This is a genomic window from Pseudomonas syringae, from assembly GCF_023278085.1.
GTDB lineage: Bacteria > Pseudomonadota > Gammaproteobacteria > Pseudomonadales > Pseudomonadaceae > Aquipseudomonas > Aquipseudomonas syringae_Q.
In genome coordinates, this window is the sequence record NZ_CP066265.1 from 666,666 (window position 1) to 682,851 (window position 16,186).

The 16,186-nt window shown below is 60.9% G+C and carries 15 protein-coding genes; 8 read left to right on the forward strand and 7 right to left on the reverse strand.

The annotated features are described in order from the left end of the window. Positions 1-29 precede the first annotated feature (29 nt). Both I9H07_RS03175 and I9H07_RS03180 read right to left on the reverse strand, forming a co-directional pair. Positions 30-890 carry a MaoC/PaaZ C-terminal domain-containing protein gene (locus I9H07_RS03175; RefSeq protein ID WP_024673305.1) on the reverse strand — a complete coding sequence of 287 codons (861 nt, stop codon included), beginning with the start codon at positions 888-890 and terminating at the stop codon, positions 30-32. Between the two features lie 31 nt (positions 891-921). Further along, positions 922-2,277, reverse strand: coding sequence for a 3-oxoacyl-ACP reductase (locus I9H07_RS03180; protein ID WP_236425118.1), 1,356 nt, complete (start codon positions 2,275-2,277; stop codon positions 922-924). A 108-nt stretch (positions 2,278-2,385) separates the two neighbouring features. Here I9H07_RS03180 and I9H07_RS03185 point away from each other — a divergent pair, with 108 nt between their 5' ends. From I9H07_RS03185 to I9H07_RS03195, 3 genes are all read left to right on the forward strand, one after another. Then, positions 2,386-3,663 (forward strand): acetyl-CoA C-acetyltransferase, encoded by a 1,278-nt coding sequence (locus tag I9H07_RS03185; protein ID WP_236425117.1) that lies wholly within the window; start codon positions 2,386-2,388, stop codon positions 3,661-3,663. Positions 3,664-3,800: 137 nt separating this feature from the next. Then, positions 3,801-4,079, forward strand: coding sequence for a hypothetical protein (locus tag I9H07_RS03190; RefSeq protein ID WP_236425116.1), 279 nt, complete (start codon positions 3,801-3,803; stop codon positions 4,077-4,079). A gap of 32 nt (positions 4,080-4,111) precedes the next feature. Further along, the gene (locus I9H07_RS03195) at positions 4,112-5,527 is read left to right on the forward strand and encodes a DUF726 domain-containing protein (protein WP_236425115.1); all 1,416 of its coding nucleotides are present in this window, start codon (positions 4,112-4,114) and stop codon (positions 5,525-5,527) included. Positions 5,528-5,533: 6 nt separating this feature from the next. On the opposite strand, the gene I9H07_RS03200 is transcribed toward I9H07_RS03195, so the two are convergent. Further along, positions 5,534-6,634, reverse strand: a complete 1,101-nt coding sequence (locus I9H07_RS03200) for a bile acid:sodium symporter family protein (protein ID WP_419204606.1) — start codon at positions 6,632-6,634, stop codon at positions 5,534-5,536. Between the two features lie 387 nt (positions 6,635-7,021). Between I9H07_RS03200 and I9H07_RS03205 the strand changes: the two genes are divergently transcribed. Then, on the forward strand, positions 7,022-7,918 hold the full coding sequence (locus I9H07_RS03205; protein WP_024673563.1) for a PA4780 family RIO1-like protein kinase: 897 nt from the start codon (positions 7,022-7,024) through the stop codon (positions 7,916-7,918). Positions 7,919-8,097: 179 nt separating this feature from the next. Here the strand turns inward: I9H07_RS03205 and cueR are convergent, their stop codons facing one another. The 3 genes from cueR to I9H07_RS03220 all read right to left on the reverse strand — a co-directional run bounded on the left by cueR (position 8,098) and on the right by I9H07_RS03220 (position 11,140). After that, positions 8,098-8,496, reverse strand: a complete 399-nt coding sequence (gene cueR / locus I9H07_RS03210) for a Cu(I)-responsive transcriptional regulator (protein ID WP_024672757.1) — start codon at positions 8,494-8,496, stop codon at positions 8,098-8,100. After that, positions 8,493-10,691, reverse strand: coding sequence for a heavy metal translocating P-type ATPase (locus I9H07_RS03215; RefSeq protein ID WP_024672756.1), 2,199 nt, complete (start codon positions 10,689-10,691; stop codon positions 8,493-8,495). Before I9H07_RS03215 ends, cueR begins: the two co-directional genes overlap by 4 nt. Positions 10,692-10,759: 68 nt before the next feature. Then, on the reverse strand, positions 10,760-11,140 hold the full coding sequence (locus tag I9H07_RS03220) for a hypothetical protein (RefSeq protein WP_058391948.1): 381 nt from the start codon (positions 11,138-11,140) through the stop codon (positions 10,760-10,762). Positions 11,141-11,307: 167 nt separating this feature from the next. Between I9H07_RS03220 and I9H07_RS03225 the strand changes: the two genes are divergently transcribed. Both I9H07_RS03225 and I9H07_RS03230 read left to right on the forward strand, forming a co-directional pair. After that, positions 11,308-11,505 carry a heavy-metal-associated domain-containing protein gene (locus I9H07_RS03225; protein WP_024672754.1) on the forward strand — a complete coding sequence of 66 codons (198 nt, stop codon included), beginning with the start codon at positions 11,308-11,310 and terminating at the stop codon, positions 11,503-11,505. 146 nt (positions 11,506-11,651) lie between these two features. Next, the gene (locus tag I9H07_RS03230) at positions 11,652-12,848 is read left to right on the forward strand and encodes a multidrug effflux MFS transporter (RefSeq protein WP_058824934.1); all 1,197 of its coding nucleotides are present in this window, start codon (positions 11,652-11,654) and stop codon (positions 12,846-12,848) included. Positions 12,849-12,905: 57 nt separating this feature from the next. Here I9H07_RS03230 and I9H07_RS03235 read toward each other — a convergent pair whose 3' ends face one another. Further along, on the reverse strand, positions 12,906-13,919 hold the full coding sequence (locus tag I9H07_RS03235) for a zinc-binding alcohol dehydrogenase family protein (protein ID WP_058391946.1): 1,014 nt from the start codon (positions 13,917-13,919) through the stop codon (positions 12,906-12,908). 114 nt (positions 13,920-14,033) lie between these two features. Here I9H07_RS03235 and I9H07_RS03240 point away from each other — a divergent pair, with 114 nt between their 5' ends. Together I9H07_RS03240 and I9H07_RS03245 are read left to right on the forward strand one after the other, a co-directional pair. Beyond that, positions 14,034-14,957: a LysR family transcriptional regulator gene (locus tag I9H07_RS03240; protein ID WP_236425114.1), complete on the forward strand. Its 924-nt coding sequence runs from the start codon at positions 14,034-14,036 to the stop codon at positions 14,955-14,957. 435 nt (positions 14,958-15,392) lie between these two features. Then, positions 15,393-16,085 carry an ArsR/SmtB family transcription factor gene (locus I9H07_RS03245; protein WP_024672750.1) on the forward strand — a complete coding sequence of 231 codons (693 nt, stop codon included), beginning with the start codon at positions 15,393-15,395 and terminating at the stop codon, positions 16,083-16,085. Positions 16,086-16,186 lie beyond the last annotated feature (101 nt).

Consider the following 16,186-nt stretch of genomic DNA (forward strand, 5'->3'; position numbering starts at 1 on the left):
GGAGCAAGGCTCCCGCATCAGGGAAACGCTTACGGAGTAACGGGCTGCCAACTGCCGGTCATGTGCACGGTGTCCTGATCATTGTCGACCTGAAACTGGCCATGTGAACCCGCAGCACTGGCCGACAGCATCACATCGGCGGGCAGGCGCACGGCCTTCTGGAATTGCACGCTGATCTCGACATTGGAGGCGGGCAAATGCTCGTCCAGCGCCGCCAGCGTCCGAGCCTTCAGCCACATGCCATGTGCAATGGCGCGCGGGAAACCAAACATCTTGGCACTCGGTGCGCTCAGGTGAATCGGATTGTAGTCGCCGGACACCTTGGCGTAATCGCGACCGATCTGTGGCGGCGCCCGCCAGCTTTCCACCTGCAGCAGTGGTAGCCGTGCGGGTTCTTCCTGCTCGGCAGACGAGCTGTCTGGCTGCGCAGCGGTGCAGAGCATGGTGCTTTCTTCTTCCCAGAGCAGGCCCAGCCCGTCTTCAGCCTGCGTCACCAGGGTGAACATCGCGCCTTTGCGATGCGGACGCAGGTCAGTGGCCTGAACGCTGATATACAGCTGGCTCACGCCCCCCAGCGGGCGATGGATGCGGATGCAATTGTCGACATGAATCAACCCCAGCAGCGGGAACGGGAATTCCGGCGAGGTCATCAACTGCATCTGTAGCTGAAACGCCATGACATGCGGATAGGTCGGCGGCAGCAGGCTGCTGTCTTCGAAGCCGCACACCTTGCGGTAGGCCTCCAGCTTGTCGGTATCCACCGCGATCCAGCTACGCAAGCCAAGATCGGGTAACTGCGAGCCGGTCACTTTGCGGCGGCGCAGGGCCGCCTGAAGGAACAGATTGGAAAGGGGTTGCAGGGAATCGAGGTAGCGCCAGTGAGCCGTCATTATCCATCTCCTTGAACTCAGTACAGGACCCTCAGGCCCCGATTACACTTTGACCGCATACGCGCAAAACCTGACCGCTTACCGCGCCGCTGCCGGGCTGGCTGAACCACGCCACGGCTTCGGCAACATCCTGAGGCGAACCGCCCTGACCCAGTGTGCTCATGCGCCGACCGGCTTCGCGAAGGGTGAAAGGCATCTTGGCGGTCATCTTCGTTTCGATGAAACCCGGGGCGATGGCGTTGATGCTGATACCGCGTGCCTTGAGGGCCGGGGCCATGGCGCGGGCAAAACCGATCAGCCCGGCCTTGCTGGTGGTGTAGTTGGTCTGTCCGCGATTACCGGCGATGCCGCTGATCGAGGCCATCAGCACGATTCGCGCGTTGTCGTTCAGCGCGCCGCCGTCGAGCAGGGCCTGGGTCAGCACTTGCGGGGCATTGAGGTTGACGGCCAGTACCGAGTCCCAGAAGTCCTCGGGCATGTTGGCCAGCGTCTTGTCGCGCGTGATACCGGCGTTGTGGACCAGAATGTCGACGCCGCCCGGCAACTGCTCAAGCAGTTGGGCAGGCGCGTCCTCGGCGCAGATATCCAGCGCCAGTGCCTGGCCCCCGAGCCGTGAGGCCAGCGCTTCCAGCTCGTTTCGGGTTTGCGGTACATCCAGCAGAATGACGTGTGCGCCGTCACGGGTCAGGGTTTCAGCAATCGATGCGCCAATGCCCCGCGCTGCACCGGTGACCACAGCCTTGCGCCCGGCCAGCGGGCGGGTCCAGTCTTGAACCAGGGTCGGGCAGGCACTCAGATGAACGACTTGCCCCGTGATGAAGGCCGCCTTGGGCGTCAAGAAGAAGCGCAACGCGCCTTCCAGTTGGTCCTGAGCATCTTCATCCACCTGCAACAGCTTGACGGTCGCGCCGTTACGCATCTCTTTGGCCAGCGAACGGCTGAAACCTTCGATGGCTTGCTGGGTGCTGGCCGCCAGCGGGTCTTCCAGAGTCGCGGGCGATCTGGCCAGAATCACCACATGCGCACAGTGGTCGAGGTTGCGCAGCAGCGGTTGAAAGAAGTCACGAAGCTGCCGGAGCTGTTCAGTGCGCAGAATCTGACTGGCGTCGAAGACCACCGCTTTCAGCCGGGGGCCCTGATTGGCCACCCAGGTGCTCGCCCCGGGCATTTCGCTGCCGAAGCTGTAAAGCGAGTCGGTCAGGCGGCTGGCGAATTGCCGCACCCGGTCGCCCAGCGGTCCGGCGCTGATCAGCAGGGTACCTTCGACGGGGCGTAGACGTCCGGCCTGCCAGCGCTCCAGGTGCGCCGGTGCGGGCAGACCGGCGGCGTTCACCAGACGCCGACCCATGTCGGAATTGGCGAAATCGATATAGCGATCTGACGGCATGGAACACTCTCCTGAAGTCGGGGTTCAAAGGAATGGACCACGCTGGCACGACGTTCGTTCTTGCGATCGACACGGCTCATTCATTCGTTTGAAGAAAGGGAGTTTTCCATGACGCATCCACGTCGAGTCGCCATCGTCGGCGGTAACCGCATTCCGTTCGCCCGCTCCAATGGCCCTTATGCCACGGCCAGCAATCAGGACATGCTCACAGCCGCACTCGAAGGCCTGATCGAGCGGTTCAACCTGCACGGGTTGCGTCTGGGGGAAGTGGTGGCAGGTGCAGTGCTCAAGCATTCCAGAGACTTCAACCTGACCCGCGAATGCGTGTTGGGTTCGCGGCTGTCTGCGCAAACCCCGGCCTATGACATTCAGCAGGCCTGCGGCACCGGGCTGGAGGCTGCGCTGCTGGTGGCCAACAAGATTGCATTGGGGCAGATCGAGTGTGGCATTGCCGGAGGGGTGGACACCACGTCCGATGCGCCGATCGGTGTCAATGAAGGCCTGCGCACGATTCTGTTGCAGGTCAATCGCGCCAAAACACCGGGTGACAAGCTCAAGGCCCTGCTGCAATTGCGCCCGCATCACCTCAAACCGGAGCTGCCGCGCAACGGCGAGCCTCGCACGGGTCTGTCCATGGGCCAGCACTGCGAACTCATGGCGCAGACCTGGGGCATAGAGCGCTCGGCCCAGGATCAACTGGCGCTGGAGAGTCACCTGAAAATGGCCGCTGCTTATGCCGAAGGCTGGCAGGATGATCTGATGACTCCGTACCTTGGGTTGATCCGCGACAACAACCTGCGCCCGGACCTGACCCTGGAAAAACTCGCCAGCCTCAAGCCAGCGTTCGAGCGTAGCGCCAAGGGCACGCTGTCGGCGGGTAACTCGACGCCGCTGACCGATGGCGCGTCGGTGGTGCTGCTGGCCAGTGAAGAGTGGGCGCGCGAGCGAGGCTTGCCGGTGCTGGCTTACTGGCGTGACGGCGAGGCGGCGGCCGTTGATTTCGCCAAGGGGGCGGAAGGGCTGTTGATGGCCCCGGTCTACGCTGTGCCGCGTTTGCTGGCGCGCAACGGGCTGACGCTTCAGGATTTTGATTATTACGAGATTCACGAAGCGTTTGCGGCTCAGGTGCTGTGTACGCTCAAGGCGTGGGAAGACGCCGAGTACTGCAAAACCCGCCTTGGGCTGGACGCGCCGCTGGGATCGATAGACCGCAGCAAAATGAATGTCAAAGGCAGCTCGCTTGCCGCTGGCCACCCGTTTGCCGCCACCGGAGGCCGGATTGTCGCCAACCTGGCCAAACTGCTCGACGCCGTAGGCAGCGGACGCGGCTTGATCTCGATCTGCGCGGCAGGGGGCCAGGGCGTGACGGCGATTCTGGAGCGTTAGGCAAATGGCTGGGGGCATGGGCATAATCCGCTTTCGCGCTGCGTTGCGCAGTCAGGATCGGACGCAGAGCGTCCCGAACGGCATGTCGACGCGGAGCGTCGCACGATAGTCGAGATTCGGTAACGTTGAGGTAAAACATGGGGCTCATCATCGGTATATCGGTACTTCTGATCCTGCTCGGCGCCGTACTCTATCTGTTCGATAAAGGCTCGCGGACTCGCTGGTTGCGGCCCTACGTCGGCCTCGCGCTGATTGGTCTGCTGATCGGCGGAATGGGGTTGCTGGTGGGGCTGGTTTCCGATGACATCGAAGGGTATTTTCTGCTGGCTGCCAAATGGGTGATCGCCGTGACCGGGATCATGTTCTGCCTGCGACTGATCATGTTGATCGCCAAACGCTTTATCGTTAAACATTGAGCGCGCAACCCGCCCATGCGTAACAGGACAACGTGGACAATCATTTCAAGTTTCTGACTTTGCCCAAGACGTCGGGCGAGGTCGCCAACGTCTTTATTCACGGCTATTCGTCCGGCCATGATCTGGATGACCGGCGCATGCTGGCCAACAGCATTCCCGGTGCCCTGCGCCACAGCGTGAATATCCTCGCCTTCTGGCCGTCGAGCCATTTCACGCAAATGGATAACCGCTCTCGGGGCCTGTTGATGGCGGCTGCCCGCGTGCATCCGCTGGCCGGTGCGGCGGCGCTGGCGGGGGACCGGGTGGTTCATTTTGCGCGAATCCGCAACCGGGCCCGCGACATGGGCAAAGTGTTGCTGGGACAGCTGGATCGTTACCTGTTCGAACATCATCCGGGTGTAAAACGCGTCAATCTGATTGGTCATTCGCTGGGCGGCCGACTGTTGGTCAGTGCGCTAAAAAACTTCGAACACCCCCTCGAACACGGCCTGGTGATCGTCGATGTGCTGCTGATGGCCGCCGCGGTGCGCATCAATGCCGCCGAGGCGCAGGTGCTCAAGCGCAGGATCAGTGGCAGGCTGATCAACGCATACTCCAGTGAGGACCATGTGCTGTTGCTGAACCTGGGCGAGAAAAGCCTTGGGCGCACGCCGGTCGAGCATTTCGAAAACGTGCGCATGCCGGGCTACCGCCATCACCATTACTGGCGGCGCTTGCAGGAAGTGCTGATCGCGACCGGATTCAGCGGCTGTGAAGGGCTGGAAACGGGCGTAGCGGTTTTGCCGACAACGACCCGCGACCCGGTCTTGCAGGACACTTGGCTGCACGACGTTCTGGCGCGCTCGCCGGATTACGTGCTGGATGCGGCGATCAAGCATCTGCGCAGTAGCCGCTGGACCCGGCTCAAGGAAACCGAAGTGGACCGCACTTACGCATTCGTGCGCGAATTCCAGCTGGTCGCCGGACACTTTCTGATCAACGCCGCCCGGCGTCGTGGCGTGCCCTACACGCGGGTGCTGGGCATGCTGGCGCGGCAATATGGTCTGGACGATGCGCTGCATCACTGCGCGACGGTGGTCGAGGTAGAAGAACTGCTGCTCAAGACCTTCTTCCGGCAGGCGTTCAACACTGCGCACCCGCTGGTGCAAATGCCACGCGCCAGTGTCAGGGCGTTGAGTTGGGAAGTGTACGCGGCACATGTTGATACATTGGCCGAGCGCCTGACGGTGGCGGCGTTTTTCAAGCCCGCAGTGGCTGGCCTGCCCGCGCAGCCGGAAAAGGCCCCCGGCTCGATCAAGGGGTTGCTGGGGGCGATTCGTCAGGCCCCGGTGCAGCGTCTGCTGACGCATTTCGGCACCGCACTCAGGCCCGGTTATTCAGCGCTGATCCCCACAGTGGCAATCATTTTTTATGCGCGCGTCACGCTGGATGATGACGCGCTGATGTAGCGCCTGTCAGGCGGCTCGCGCTTCTTCCAGCGCGGCTTGCGAAAGCTGCTGGCGATGGCGGCTGGCGTAGCTTTCGGCAATCACCGAACAGACGATCAGCTGCATCGGGTGATAGATCATGATTGGCAGCAGGATCAGGCCCAGCCCCGGATTACCGCTGAAAATCAACGCTGCCATCGGCGCGCCGGCTGCCAGTGACTTCTTGGTGGCGCAAAACACCGCCGCAACTTTGTCGGCATGGTCGAACTTGAGCGCTCGCGCGGTGCGCGTGGTCAGCAACAGAATCACCGCCAGCAGCAGCGCGGTGCCGATGAACGCGGTCAGGATCACGCTGTTGCCCTGGTTCTGCCACATGCCGGAGATCATCGAATTGCAGAACGCCGCGTAGACCAGCAGCAGGATCACCATTTTGTCGATCAGGTTGGTGGTCTTCTTGTGCCGTGCAAAGAATTTGCCCAGCAGCGGTCTCAGCAATTGGCCCAGAATCAGTGGCAGCAAGAGCAGGGCGCAGAGGCTCAGCAGCGTATCGCCCAGATCGATGCCGCCAGCGCCAGTACCGACCACCAGGCTCACCAGCCACGGCGTGATGAAAATCCCGATGACGCTGGACAGGCTGGCGTTGAGAATCGCCGCCGGAACGTTGCCGCCCGCGCTGCCGGTCAGCGCCACTGACGAAGATATGGTCGAGGGCAGGGCGCACAGGTACAGGAAACCCAGCATCAGCAAGGCGGGGACATGCGAGCCCAGCAGTCTGTCGCAGGCGAGCCAGATCAGCGGGAACACCACAAAAGTGAACGTCTGGATCATCACGTGCAGGCGCCAGTTGCTCAGGCCCCGCTTGATCTGTTCACTGGACAGGTTCACGCCGTGCAGAAAGAACACCACGAACACGCCGGTATTGATGACGTATTCGGCGTGCATGGTGCCGCCCGTGGCGCCGAAGCGTGGAAAGAAGTAAGCGAGGACTGTTGCCAGCACCATGCCCCACAGGAACCAGTCGGTGGCGACGCGTTTGAAGTGTTTGAGTGATTGCATAGCGGGCTCGGACAACTTTTCTGATCGGGAATGTGTGCAGGCTACTCTGCCCGGCGCTGTCTTGCGACACAGGGCCGTAAGGCGAGTTGGCGCGCGACTTTCGTTTTCAGGATCTGCACTGCAACAGGGCGCAAGTGTAACCAATACCGCGCGGCTGTGTGGTTACCGCGTTCGAGGGGTTGCCAGGTCATCCGGACGATGGTTTGTTCAAGTAGTAAGGCAAGTTGCGCGGGCACTAATGAAGTGCCATGTGTCGTCTTTTCCTACGACAGTACATTTTGTCCCGGAATATCTTTCCCCCGCCGTACGGCACGAAAGGTGCTTGAACCGGGGCATTGCGCGGTTTTTGCTTGAAAAACCCTTCAATCTAAAAGGCCCTACCCCTACTCGCTTGCGGAAGATTGCCGTATAACGGCAACAATCGCGTATCTGGCAACAAAGGACCCACAATAAAAGCTGATGAAAACTCCTAAACGCATTGAACCCCTGATCGAAGACGGTCTGGTCGACGAGGTGCTGCGCCCGCTCATGAGTGGTAAAGAGGCAGCTGTTTATGTGGTGCGCTGTGGCAATGAGCTGCGGTGCGCCAAGGTTTACAAGGAGGCCAACAAACGCAGTTTCCGTCAGGCGGCCGAGTATCAGGAAGGTCGCAAGGTACGTAACAGTCGACAGGCCCGGGCCATGGCCAAGGGTTCCAAGTTCGGCCGCAAGGAAACCGAAGATGCCTGGCAGAACGCCGAGGTGGCTGCACTGTTTCGTCTGGCCAGCGCGGGTGTCCGCGTGCCCAAGCCGTATGACTTCCTGGAAGGCGTATTGCTCATGGAACTGGTCGCCGACGAGTACGGCGATGCCGCCCCGCGCCTGAACGATGTGGTGCTGGAGCCGGATCAGGCGCGTGAGTACCACGCGTTCCTGATCGAGCAGATCGTGCTGATGTTGTGTGCCGGTCTGGTGCACGGTGACCTTTCCGAGTTCAACGTGCTGCTGGCGCCGTCCGGCCCGGTGATTATCGACCTGCCGCAAGCGGTCGATGCCGCAGGCAACAACCACGCGTTCAGCATGCTGGAGCGCGACGTCGGCAACATGGCTCTGTATTTCGGTCGCTTTGCGCCGGAGCTGCGCAGTACCAAGTACGCCAAGGAAATGTGGTCGTACTACGAGGCTGGCACCCTGTCACCAACTACGGTGTTGACCGGTGAGTTCGACGAGCCGGAGGACGAAGCCGATGTGGGCGGCGTACTGCGCGAAATCGAAGCCGCCCGTCTCGACGAAGCCCGCCGCCAGGCAGCCCGTGCTGCAGACGATGCACCGCCGAGCAAATCCACCGAAGAACCACCACCGCCGTGGATGCAGTAAAACGGGAACGTGGGGGTTGAACGATAACCTCGATTATCGTGCGGCGCTCCGCGTCGGCATGCCGTTCTGTACGCTCCGCGTCCTCGTGCGACGCAGAGCGTCGTGAACTGCATTCCCACGAGGAGCGTAGGGAACGATAACCTCAACTATCGTGCGGCGCTCCGGTAGTGGCACACCCCTCAACAACACCCGCCCGACGCCAGGTCCTTGAGAATCGGGCAGTCGGGGCGGTCGTTGCCCTGACAATGTTCCACCAGTTCCTGGAGCGTGTCGCGCAGGCTGGCGAGTTCATCGATCTTGCGGTTCAGTTCGGTGATGTGCTGACGGGCCAGCGCCTTGACGTCGGCGCTGGCGCGTTGGCGGTCTTGCCAGAGGGTCAGCAGTTTGCCGACTTCTTCCAGCGAAAACCCCAGGTCCCTCGAACGCTTGATGAAGGCCAGTGTGTGCAGGTCTTCTGCGTTGTACAGGCGATAGCCACTGTCGCTGCGATGGGCCGCCTTCAGCAGGCCGATGGATTCGTAATAACGGATCATTTTCGCGCTCAAGCCGCTGCTCTTCGCTGCCTGACCGATGTTCATGGCGTGTCCTCCAGATCGCGGGGTTTCCAGGTCTTCAGCAGCAGCGCGTTACCGACTACGCTGACACTGGACAGCGCCATGGCCGCGCCAGCCAGGACCGGGTTGAGATAACCGAACGCGGCGAGCGGAATGCCGATCAGGTTGTAGACAAATGCCCAGAACAGATTCTGGCGGATCTTGGCATAGGTCCGACGGCTGATGTCCAGTGCGGCCGGTACCAGTCGTGGGTCGCCGCGCATCAGTGTGATGCCCGCCGCATGCATCGCGACATCCGTCCCGCCGCCCATTGCAATGCCGACGTCCGCCGCCGCCAGCGCCGGTGCATCGTTGATGCCGTCGCCGACCATGGCCACCACATGGTTGCTTTTCAACTGATTGACTGTAGCCGCCTTGTCGGCAGGCAGCACCTCGGCGTGTACATCCTGTATGCCCAGCGCTTTGGCAACCACCTGAGCGCTGCCCCGGTTATCGCCGGTCAGCAGATGGCTGGTGATACCGCGCGCGTTCAGCTCCCTGATCGCCTGGTCCGTTCCGGGTTTCAGCGTGTCACCGAAGGCGAACATGCCGATGACTTTCGGCTCAGGAGCCTGCTCGATCAGCCAGGACAGCGTGCGTCCGTCGGCTTCCCAGATACGTGCGGACTCGGCCAGTTCGCCCATGGGCAGGCCGCTTTCGTCCAGCATTCTTCGATTGCCCAGCGCCAGTTCGCGACCCTGTACCGTTCCGGCGATACCTCGTCCGCTCAGGGCGTGGCTGTTTTCAACCGGATCGAGTCTGAGTTGCCATTCATGACAGACGTCCAGCACGGCCTTGGCCAAGGGGTGTTCGCTGCCGCGTTGCAGCGCGCCCGCCAGTTGCAACAGGTGCTCTTCGTTGCCCAGTACCGCGCTCATGTTGGTGATGCGCGGCGTGCCCGAGGTCAGCGTGCCGGTTTTGTCGAACACCACGGCATCCACGTCATGGGCGCGCTCCAGTGCTTCGGCGTCCTTGATCAGAATGCCGTAGCGCGCTGCCACGCCGGTCCCGGCCATGATCGCCGTCGGCGTCGCCAGGCCCAGAGAGCAGGGGCAGGCGATCACCAGCACGGCGACGGCATTGATCAGTGCCACTTCGAGGGATGCACCGACCAACAGCCAACCCGCCAGGGTACAGAAGGCGATCACCAGCACGGTCGGCACGAACACTTGGCTGACTTTATCCACCAGCCTCTGAATCGGGGCCTTGCCCGCCTGTGCGTCTTCAACCAGACGAATGATGCGCGCCAAAACGGTTTCCGCGCCCAGCGCCGTGGCTTTGATCAGCAAGCGACCTTCACCATTGATCGCCCCCCCGGTGACCCTGTCGCCGGGCTGCTTGGCCACCGGCAGGCTTTCACCGGTGATCAGCGCTTCATCGGCATGACTTCGACCCTCGATCACTTCCCCGTCTACCGGGCAACGTTCGCCTGGCTTGAGCAGCACGACGTCGCCCAATTGAAGTGCGCTGATCGCAACGTCATGTTCAACGCCGTCGATCAAGCGCAGGGCGCGATCCGGGCGCAGCGCTTCAAGCGCACGAATGGCGCTGGCGGTCTGGCGTTTGGCACGGCTTTCCAGGTATTTGCCCAGCAACACCAGTGCGATGACCACCGCCGAGGCTTCGAAGTACAGATGCGGCGCAGTGCCGGGTACGGCGCTCAACCACTGGTAGACGCTCAGGCCGTAGCCCGCGCTGGTGCCGATGGCCACCAGCAGGTCCATGTTGCCCGCGCCCGCCCGCACGGCCTTCCAGGCGGCCACGTAAAAACGCGCGCCCAGAATGAATTGCACCGGTGTCGCCAACGCGAACTGAACCCAGGCGGGCAACATCCAGTGCACGCCCAGCGGCGTCAGTAGCATCGGGGTGATCAACGGCAGCGCCAGTGCAATAGCCAGCAGCAAGGCCCAGCGTTCACGGTGCAGGTGGCGAAGCTTTTTATCGGCTTCCGCGTGACGGTCCTGAACCAGCGTTGCGCCATAGCCTGCACGACTGACGGCGTCGACCAGGGTCTGCGGATCAATGTGCGGTGCGCTCGTCACATGGGCGCGCTCATTGGCCAGATTGACCGTTACGCTGTTGACCCCCGGTACTTTCGCCAGTGCACGCTCGACCCGACCAGCGCAACTGGCGCAGGTCATGCCGCTGATCGGCAGGTCGAAGGTGGTGGTGTCTTGCATCTCTGTCACTCCCTGAGGCTGATACCTGCAAGGATCAACCTTGCCACATGGGCAAGGTCAAGCGCGACTCAATAGTTGAGGTCGGCTTTCTTGAGGTACAGCCCGTTCAGGTCGGTAGCAATGCGGTATTTGAGGATATCCCCGGCATGCAGCTGGATCTTGGTGCTGCGCTGCGCTTCCATGCCGCCCTCGCAGCCTCCCACAGTGCCGCGCAAGGTGGTCAGACGCACTGACACCTCGCCAGGCGGCAGGTTGAAAGAGACCGAATCTTCCTGAAAAAGCCTTCCGGCCAGCCTGTTCTGAACGTAGATGCCGATCTCGCAGGAGGTCGCCACCTCCAGACGCTCTCGGGAAATGATCAGGATGCCGTAATCCTGAGCAGCCTGAGTGGCGGGTGCGATAGCCAAGAAACCGAGAATGCTGAAGAGCCCCACTGCTGACCAGCGCATCGCTGATACTCCTGATGTAAACGTTGATGGCTATACAAAATAAGCGTTGATGACCAGCTTGGCCCACGATTACGCCGAATGCCAGCCCGGCAGCAACAACAGAAACTTGACCTTGCCACGATGACAAGGTTGAAGATGCTGCCATCCATCATCGAAGGAGACACCTCATGCAGTTATTCAACGTGCAAGGCATGACCTGCGGGCACTGTGTGCGCGCCGTGACCGAAGCGATCAAAACGCAAGAGCCAGCCGCCGAGGTACAGGTCGAGCTGGCCAGCAAGCAGGTGAAGGTCCAGAGCAGCCTGTCGCCGGAGCAGATTATCGGCCTGATCAACCAGGAGGGTTATCAAGCGCAACTGGCATGACTCGAAAAGGGGAAGTCTGTCGATTTCCCCGGTTATGTATCTGCAATCATGCTGAAAAATTTTGAATTAATTCCCCCGTCTGTCGTTCTGTGCAAGGTAAGCCGGGTAAACTTGCCCGTTGCTCTGCATCTGTGAATGGACACCCGATGAATCTACGAACGATCCTTATCCTTGGCTCATTGAGCGCCTTCGGCCCTCTGGCCATTGACTTCTATCTTCCTGGCTTTCCGGCCATGGCCTCGTATTTCGGGACCGATGAAAAACATATTCAGCTGACGTTAGCGGCCTACTTTCTGGGGCTATCTCTGGGGCAACTGGCGTATGGCCCGGTGGCTGACCGGTTCGGTCGGCGCATTCCAATGCTGGTCGGCGTCACACTGTTCATGTTGGCATCGGTGGCCTGCGCGTTTGCGCCGAGTCTTGAATGGCTGATCGCTGCGCGCTTCGTTCAGGCATTGGGAGGCTGTGCCGGGATGGTGCTGTCGCGGGCGATTGTCAGCGACAAGTGCAATGCGGTCGAGTCGGCCAAGGTCTTTTCGCAACTGATGCTGGTGATGGGTCTGGCGCCGATTCTGGCCCCGATGCTGGGCGGCGTACTGGTCAGCACCTTCGGTTGGCAGTCGATCTTTGCCAGCCTTGCCCTGTTCAGCGGGGCGTGCCTGACAGCCGTTGCGCTGGGGCTGCCGGAAAGCATGCCTGCCAGTACGCCGCGTCAACCGTTGAGCGGCGCGTTTCGGCAGTACGCCAATCTGTTCAAGGACGGGGTGTTCCTTGGGCATGCCCTGACAGGCGGTATCGCCATGGCCGGGATGTTTGCCTACGTCGCGGGTTCGCCGTTTGTCTTCATCAAACTGTATGGCGTACCGGCCGAGCATTACGGCTGGCTGTTCGGGATGAATGCGGCGGGCTTCATTCTGGTCGCGCAGATCAACGCGCGTATTCTGCGCAAGACCGGTCCGGCGTTTTTGCTGTCGCGCACGGTCTGGATCTACCTGGCGGCGGGGCTGGTGTTGCTGGCGATCAGCTTGCTGCGCACCGAAGCGCTCTGGCCATTGCTGGTGCCGCTGTTCATTTGCGTGGCGAGCCTGGGTTGCATCATCCCCAACGCATCGGCCTGCGCCATGAATGGGCAGTGGGCGCGCGCGGGCAGTGCCTCGGCGCTGCTGGGCTGTCTGCAATTCAGTGTTGCCGCCATCGCCGCCAGCCTGGTCGGCGTGCTGCATGACGGCACCGCTACCCCGATGGCGTTGGTCATCAGCCTGTGCGGCGTGCTGACGGTGAGCATCTCGGTGCTGACGCGCCGTGCGCAGAGCAAACGGGATGTGCAGCTCAAAACTGCCTGATCGCTACGACGCTGGTGTCAGCCGCGCAGTGCGTGGCTGACACAATTGCTCTCAGGTTCAGAAGCCTTCCAGCACGACCTTGCCCTTGGCCTTGCCGCTTTCCAGCAACGCGTGGGCGCGGCGCAGATTCTCGGCGTTGATGCTGCCGAAGTGTTCACCGAACGTGGTTTTCAGCGTTCCGGCGTCGATCAGCTCGGCCACTCGATTGAGCAGGTTGTGCTGCTCGATCATGTCCTCGGTTTCAAACATCGACCGGGTGTACATGAACTCCCAGTGCAGCGAGAGGCTTTTGCGCTTGAGCTTCGACACATCCAGCGCCTTGGGGTCATCGATCAACGCCAGTTTGCCTTGTGGCTTGAGCGCTTCGACCAATTGATCCAGATGCTGCTCGGTCTGAGTCAGGCTCGCCACATGGGTCACCTGATTCAGGCCCACGCGCTTCAGTTCTTCGCTCAACGGCTTGCTGTGATCCAGTACTTCGTGCGCGCCCAGCTCGCGAACCCAGCGTTCGGTTTCGGGGCGGGAGGCTGTGCCGATGACTTTCAGCGAAGTCAGCTGCCGTGCCAGCTGGGTCAGGATCGAACCGACGCCGCCTGCCGCGCCCACGATCAACAGGCTTTGCGAGCCCTCGCCTTTCTGTTGAGCAACCTGCAGACGCTCGAACAGCAGCTCCCAGGCCGTGATTGCCGTCAACGGCAATGCCGCCGCGTGAGCAAAACTCAGGGTCTTGGGCATGTGGCCTACGATGCGCTCATCGACAACGTGCAGTTCGCTGTTGGCGCCGGGGCGGGTCAGTGAGCCGGCATAAAAGACCTTGTCGCCTGGCTTGAACAGCGTGACCTGGCTGCCGACCGCCTTCACCACACCTGCCACATCCCAGCCCAGTACTTTGGCCACACCGTCTTCGGGCTGGACGTTCTGGCGAATCTTGGTGTCCACCGGGTTGACCGAAATGGCTTTCACTTCGACCAGCAGATCACGCTCGCCTGCGACCGGCTCTGGCAGCTCGATGTCCTGCAATGACTGAGTGTCGCTGATCGGCAGGGACTGGTAGTACGCAATGGCTTTCATGGCAGAGGCCTCCATAGGGAAAGTGATGAAGGGATCATTAGCTATTTCCAGTAAAGATAAAACCCGCTAAAACGGCAGTCTCTTTCAATTTTATTTTGATAATACGAGGGTTTGATGCTGCGTTTGGATGACTTGCAGTTGTTTGTGCGTGCTGCCGACCTGGGCAGTCTGTCTGCCGCCGCGCGGGTCATGGACCTGTCGGCAGCGGTTGCCAGCGCGGCACTCAAGCGCATTGAGCAGCAATTGGGTGCTCGCTTGCTGGCGCGTTCAACCCGCAGTTTGCGCCTGACCGCTGAAGGTGAGGGTTTTCTGGAATACGCGCGCGCAGCGTTGGGTAGCCTGGAAGAAGGGCGGCGTTTGCTGGCCAGCAGTCAGGATCGCTGCGAGGGTGTGCTGCAACTGTCGGCCCCTTCGGATCTTGGGCGCAATGTGCTGTTGCCGTGGCTGGACGAGTTCCAGCAACAGCATCCGCAATTGAGCGTGCGGCTGTTGCTGGGTGATCGCATGGCGGACCTGTTTCGTCAGCCCGTGGACGTCGCGTTGCGGTACGGCGAACCCGAGGATTCCAGCCTGGTCGCGTTACCGGTGTTGCCTGACAACCGGCGTGTGTTGTGCGCAGCGCCGAGTTATCTGCAGCGTTACGGCGAACCGCAGCAGGTCGAGCAACTGGCGCAGCATAACTGCCTGTTGTTCATGCTCGGTGACCGTGTGCATGACCGCTGGACATTGCATGACGGCAAGCGCGAGATCAGCCTGACCGTCAGTGGCAACCGATTCAGCGATGACGCCGACGTTGTGCGTCGCTGGGCGGTGGCCGGCGAGGGCGTGGCGTACAAGTCATGGCTGGATGTCGCGGCAGACGTGCGAGCCGGGCGCCTCAACGTACTGATGGCCGATTTGCAAGGCGAGCGCGCACCGCTGAACCTGTTGTGCGCGCACCGTGCGCAACTCAGTAAGCCGGTCAATCTGTTGCTGGATATGCTCAGGTCGCGCTGTAAGCAACATGCTGTAGGCCAGTCGCCTGTTGGTTTGTTTTAACAGCTACGCCGTGGAGGGAAACAGCCTACGGAATTGTCGGAAAATAGAGTATTTAAATGCATTTCAAAAATGCAAAATTCCTGCGCAGGAGTGAAACAGGAACGGACTGTTGTTGAGCGCTTTTGGCATTTTTGTCATGAGTGTTGCGCTTGTCTTTTCAAACGATGCTTTGAATAACGACCCAAAGCCCTTGAATAGAGCTGTTCCGTCGTCAAGGGCCAAACGGTTCAATGGCCTGGCACAAGGGAACTTCGAAGCCTTTTCCGGATAGTTGCGCGACAACAGTTTGTACGAATAGTTTTTTACTCAATTTGGCCGGAGGGCATAGAGTTTATACTTGTCATTTCAAGTTAAAGCCGCGTTCAACTTTATTAAAGCGTGATCGCTGTCATTAGGTCATCACGACAGATGAATGTTTCAACAGGGAGTGAACACATGGAATATGCACCTTGCATCAGCCAGATAGCAACCTTGCTGGCCGATCCCAAGCGTAGCGCAATGATATGGGCCTTGATGGACGGGACGGCTCGCTCTGCCGAGGAACTGTCCATTCTGGCGGGGCTCTCTGCGTCCTCTGCCGGCGCACATCTTGCGCGTCTGAGCAGTGGCGGTCTGTTGAAACAGGAAACACGCGGGCGCAAGCGTTTCTTTCGCCTGGCCGCGCCCGAAGTGGGCGCAGCGGTGGAGGCGCTGGCCAGCGCTTCAATAGCCAGTGCAGATCAGATCAGTCGCCGTCTGGACCAGTCCGTTCCGCCGTTGCCGTTGCGTCGTGCAAGGATCTGTTCCGATCATCTGGGGGGAGAAATGGCCGCCGAACTCTATCAGCGTCTATTGGGGGCGGGCTGGATCGAGCAACAGGAGAAACGCATCGAGGTGACCAGCAAGGGCGTTGCCAGATTCGCCGAGCGCGGTATCTACATACCGGCACTTGCCCAGCGCAAGCGCGAAACGGTCTGTGCCTGCCCGAAATGGAGCGAACTCAGCCCGCATCTGGGCGGTGCATTGGGCGCGGGACTGTTGCAGTTGTTCATTCAGATGGGCTGGCTGCGCACCACCGAAGAATCCAGCACCTTGCAGGTCTCGTCGAACGGGCAGCGGGAAATCAGCAAGATCGCAGCAGCGGCGTGAGTGGAGCGGCAGGTGTAGCCTGCTCCATCACTATCGTGCCAATACGCGTTGGCATGCAGGTCTGGACGCTCTGCGTCCTCTTGCGACGCAGAGCGTCGCGC

What these genes read in the sequence shown, in the direction of transcription:
- I9H07_RS03190 (WP_236425116.1), top strand. Translation starts at nt 3,801, where the DNA reads ATGGGGCTCATCATCGGTATATCGGTACTTCTGATCCTGCTCGGCGCC.
- I9H07_RS03185 (WP_236425117.1), top strand. Translation starts at nt 2,386, where the DNA reads ATGACGCATCCACGTCGAGTCGCCATCGTCGGCGGTAACCGCATTCCG.
- I9H07_RS03245 (WP_024672750.1), top strand. Translation starts at nt 15,393, where the DNA reads ATGGAATATGCACCTTGCATCAGCCAGATAGCAACCTTGCTGGCCGAT.
- I9H07_RS03235 (WP_058391946.1), bottom strand. Translation starts at nt 13,919, where the DNA reads ATGAAAGCCATTGCGTACTACCAGTCCCTGCCGATCAGCGACACTCAG.
- I9H07_RS03205 (WP_024673563.1), top strand. Translation starts at nt 7,022, where the DNA reads ATGAAAACTCCTAAACGCATTGAACCCCTGATCGAAGACGGTCTGGTC.
- I9H07_RS03225 (WP_024672754.1), top strand. Translation starts at nt 11,308, where the DNA reads ATGCAGTTATTCAACGTGCAAGGCATGACCTGCGGGCACTGTGTGCGC.
- I9H07_RS03240 (WP_236425114.1), top strand. Translation starts at nt 14,034, where the DNA reads ATGCTGCGTTTGGATGACTTGCAGTTGTTTGTGCGTGCTGCCGACCTG.
- I9H07_RS03175 (WP_024673305.1), bottom strand. Translation starts at nt 890, where the DNA reads ATGACGGCTCACTGGCGCTACCTCGATTCCCTGCAACCCCTTTCCAAT.
- cueR (WP_024672757.1), bottom strand. Translation starts at nt 8,496, where the DNA reads ATGAACATCGGTCAGGCAGCGAAGAGCAGCGGCTTGAGCGCGAAAATG.
- I9H07_RS03220 (WP_058391948.1), bottom strand. Translation starts at nt 11,140, where the DNA reads ATGCGCTGGTCAGCAGTGGGGCTCTTCAGCATTCTCGGTTTCTTGGCT.
- I9H07_RS03180 (WP_236425118.1), bottom strand. Translation starts at nt 2,277, where the DNA reads ATGCCGTCAGATCGCTATATCGATTTCGCCAATTCCGACATGGGTCGG.
- I9H07_RS03215 (WP_024672756.1), bottom strand. Translation starts at nt 10,691, where the DNA reads ATGCAAGACACCACCACCTTCGACCTGCCGATCAGCGGCATGACCTGC.
- I9H07_RS03230 (WP_058824934.1), top strand. Translation starts at nt 11,652, where the DNA reads ATGAATCTACGAACGATCCTTATCCTTGGCTCATTGAGCGCCTTCGGC.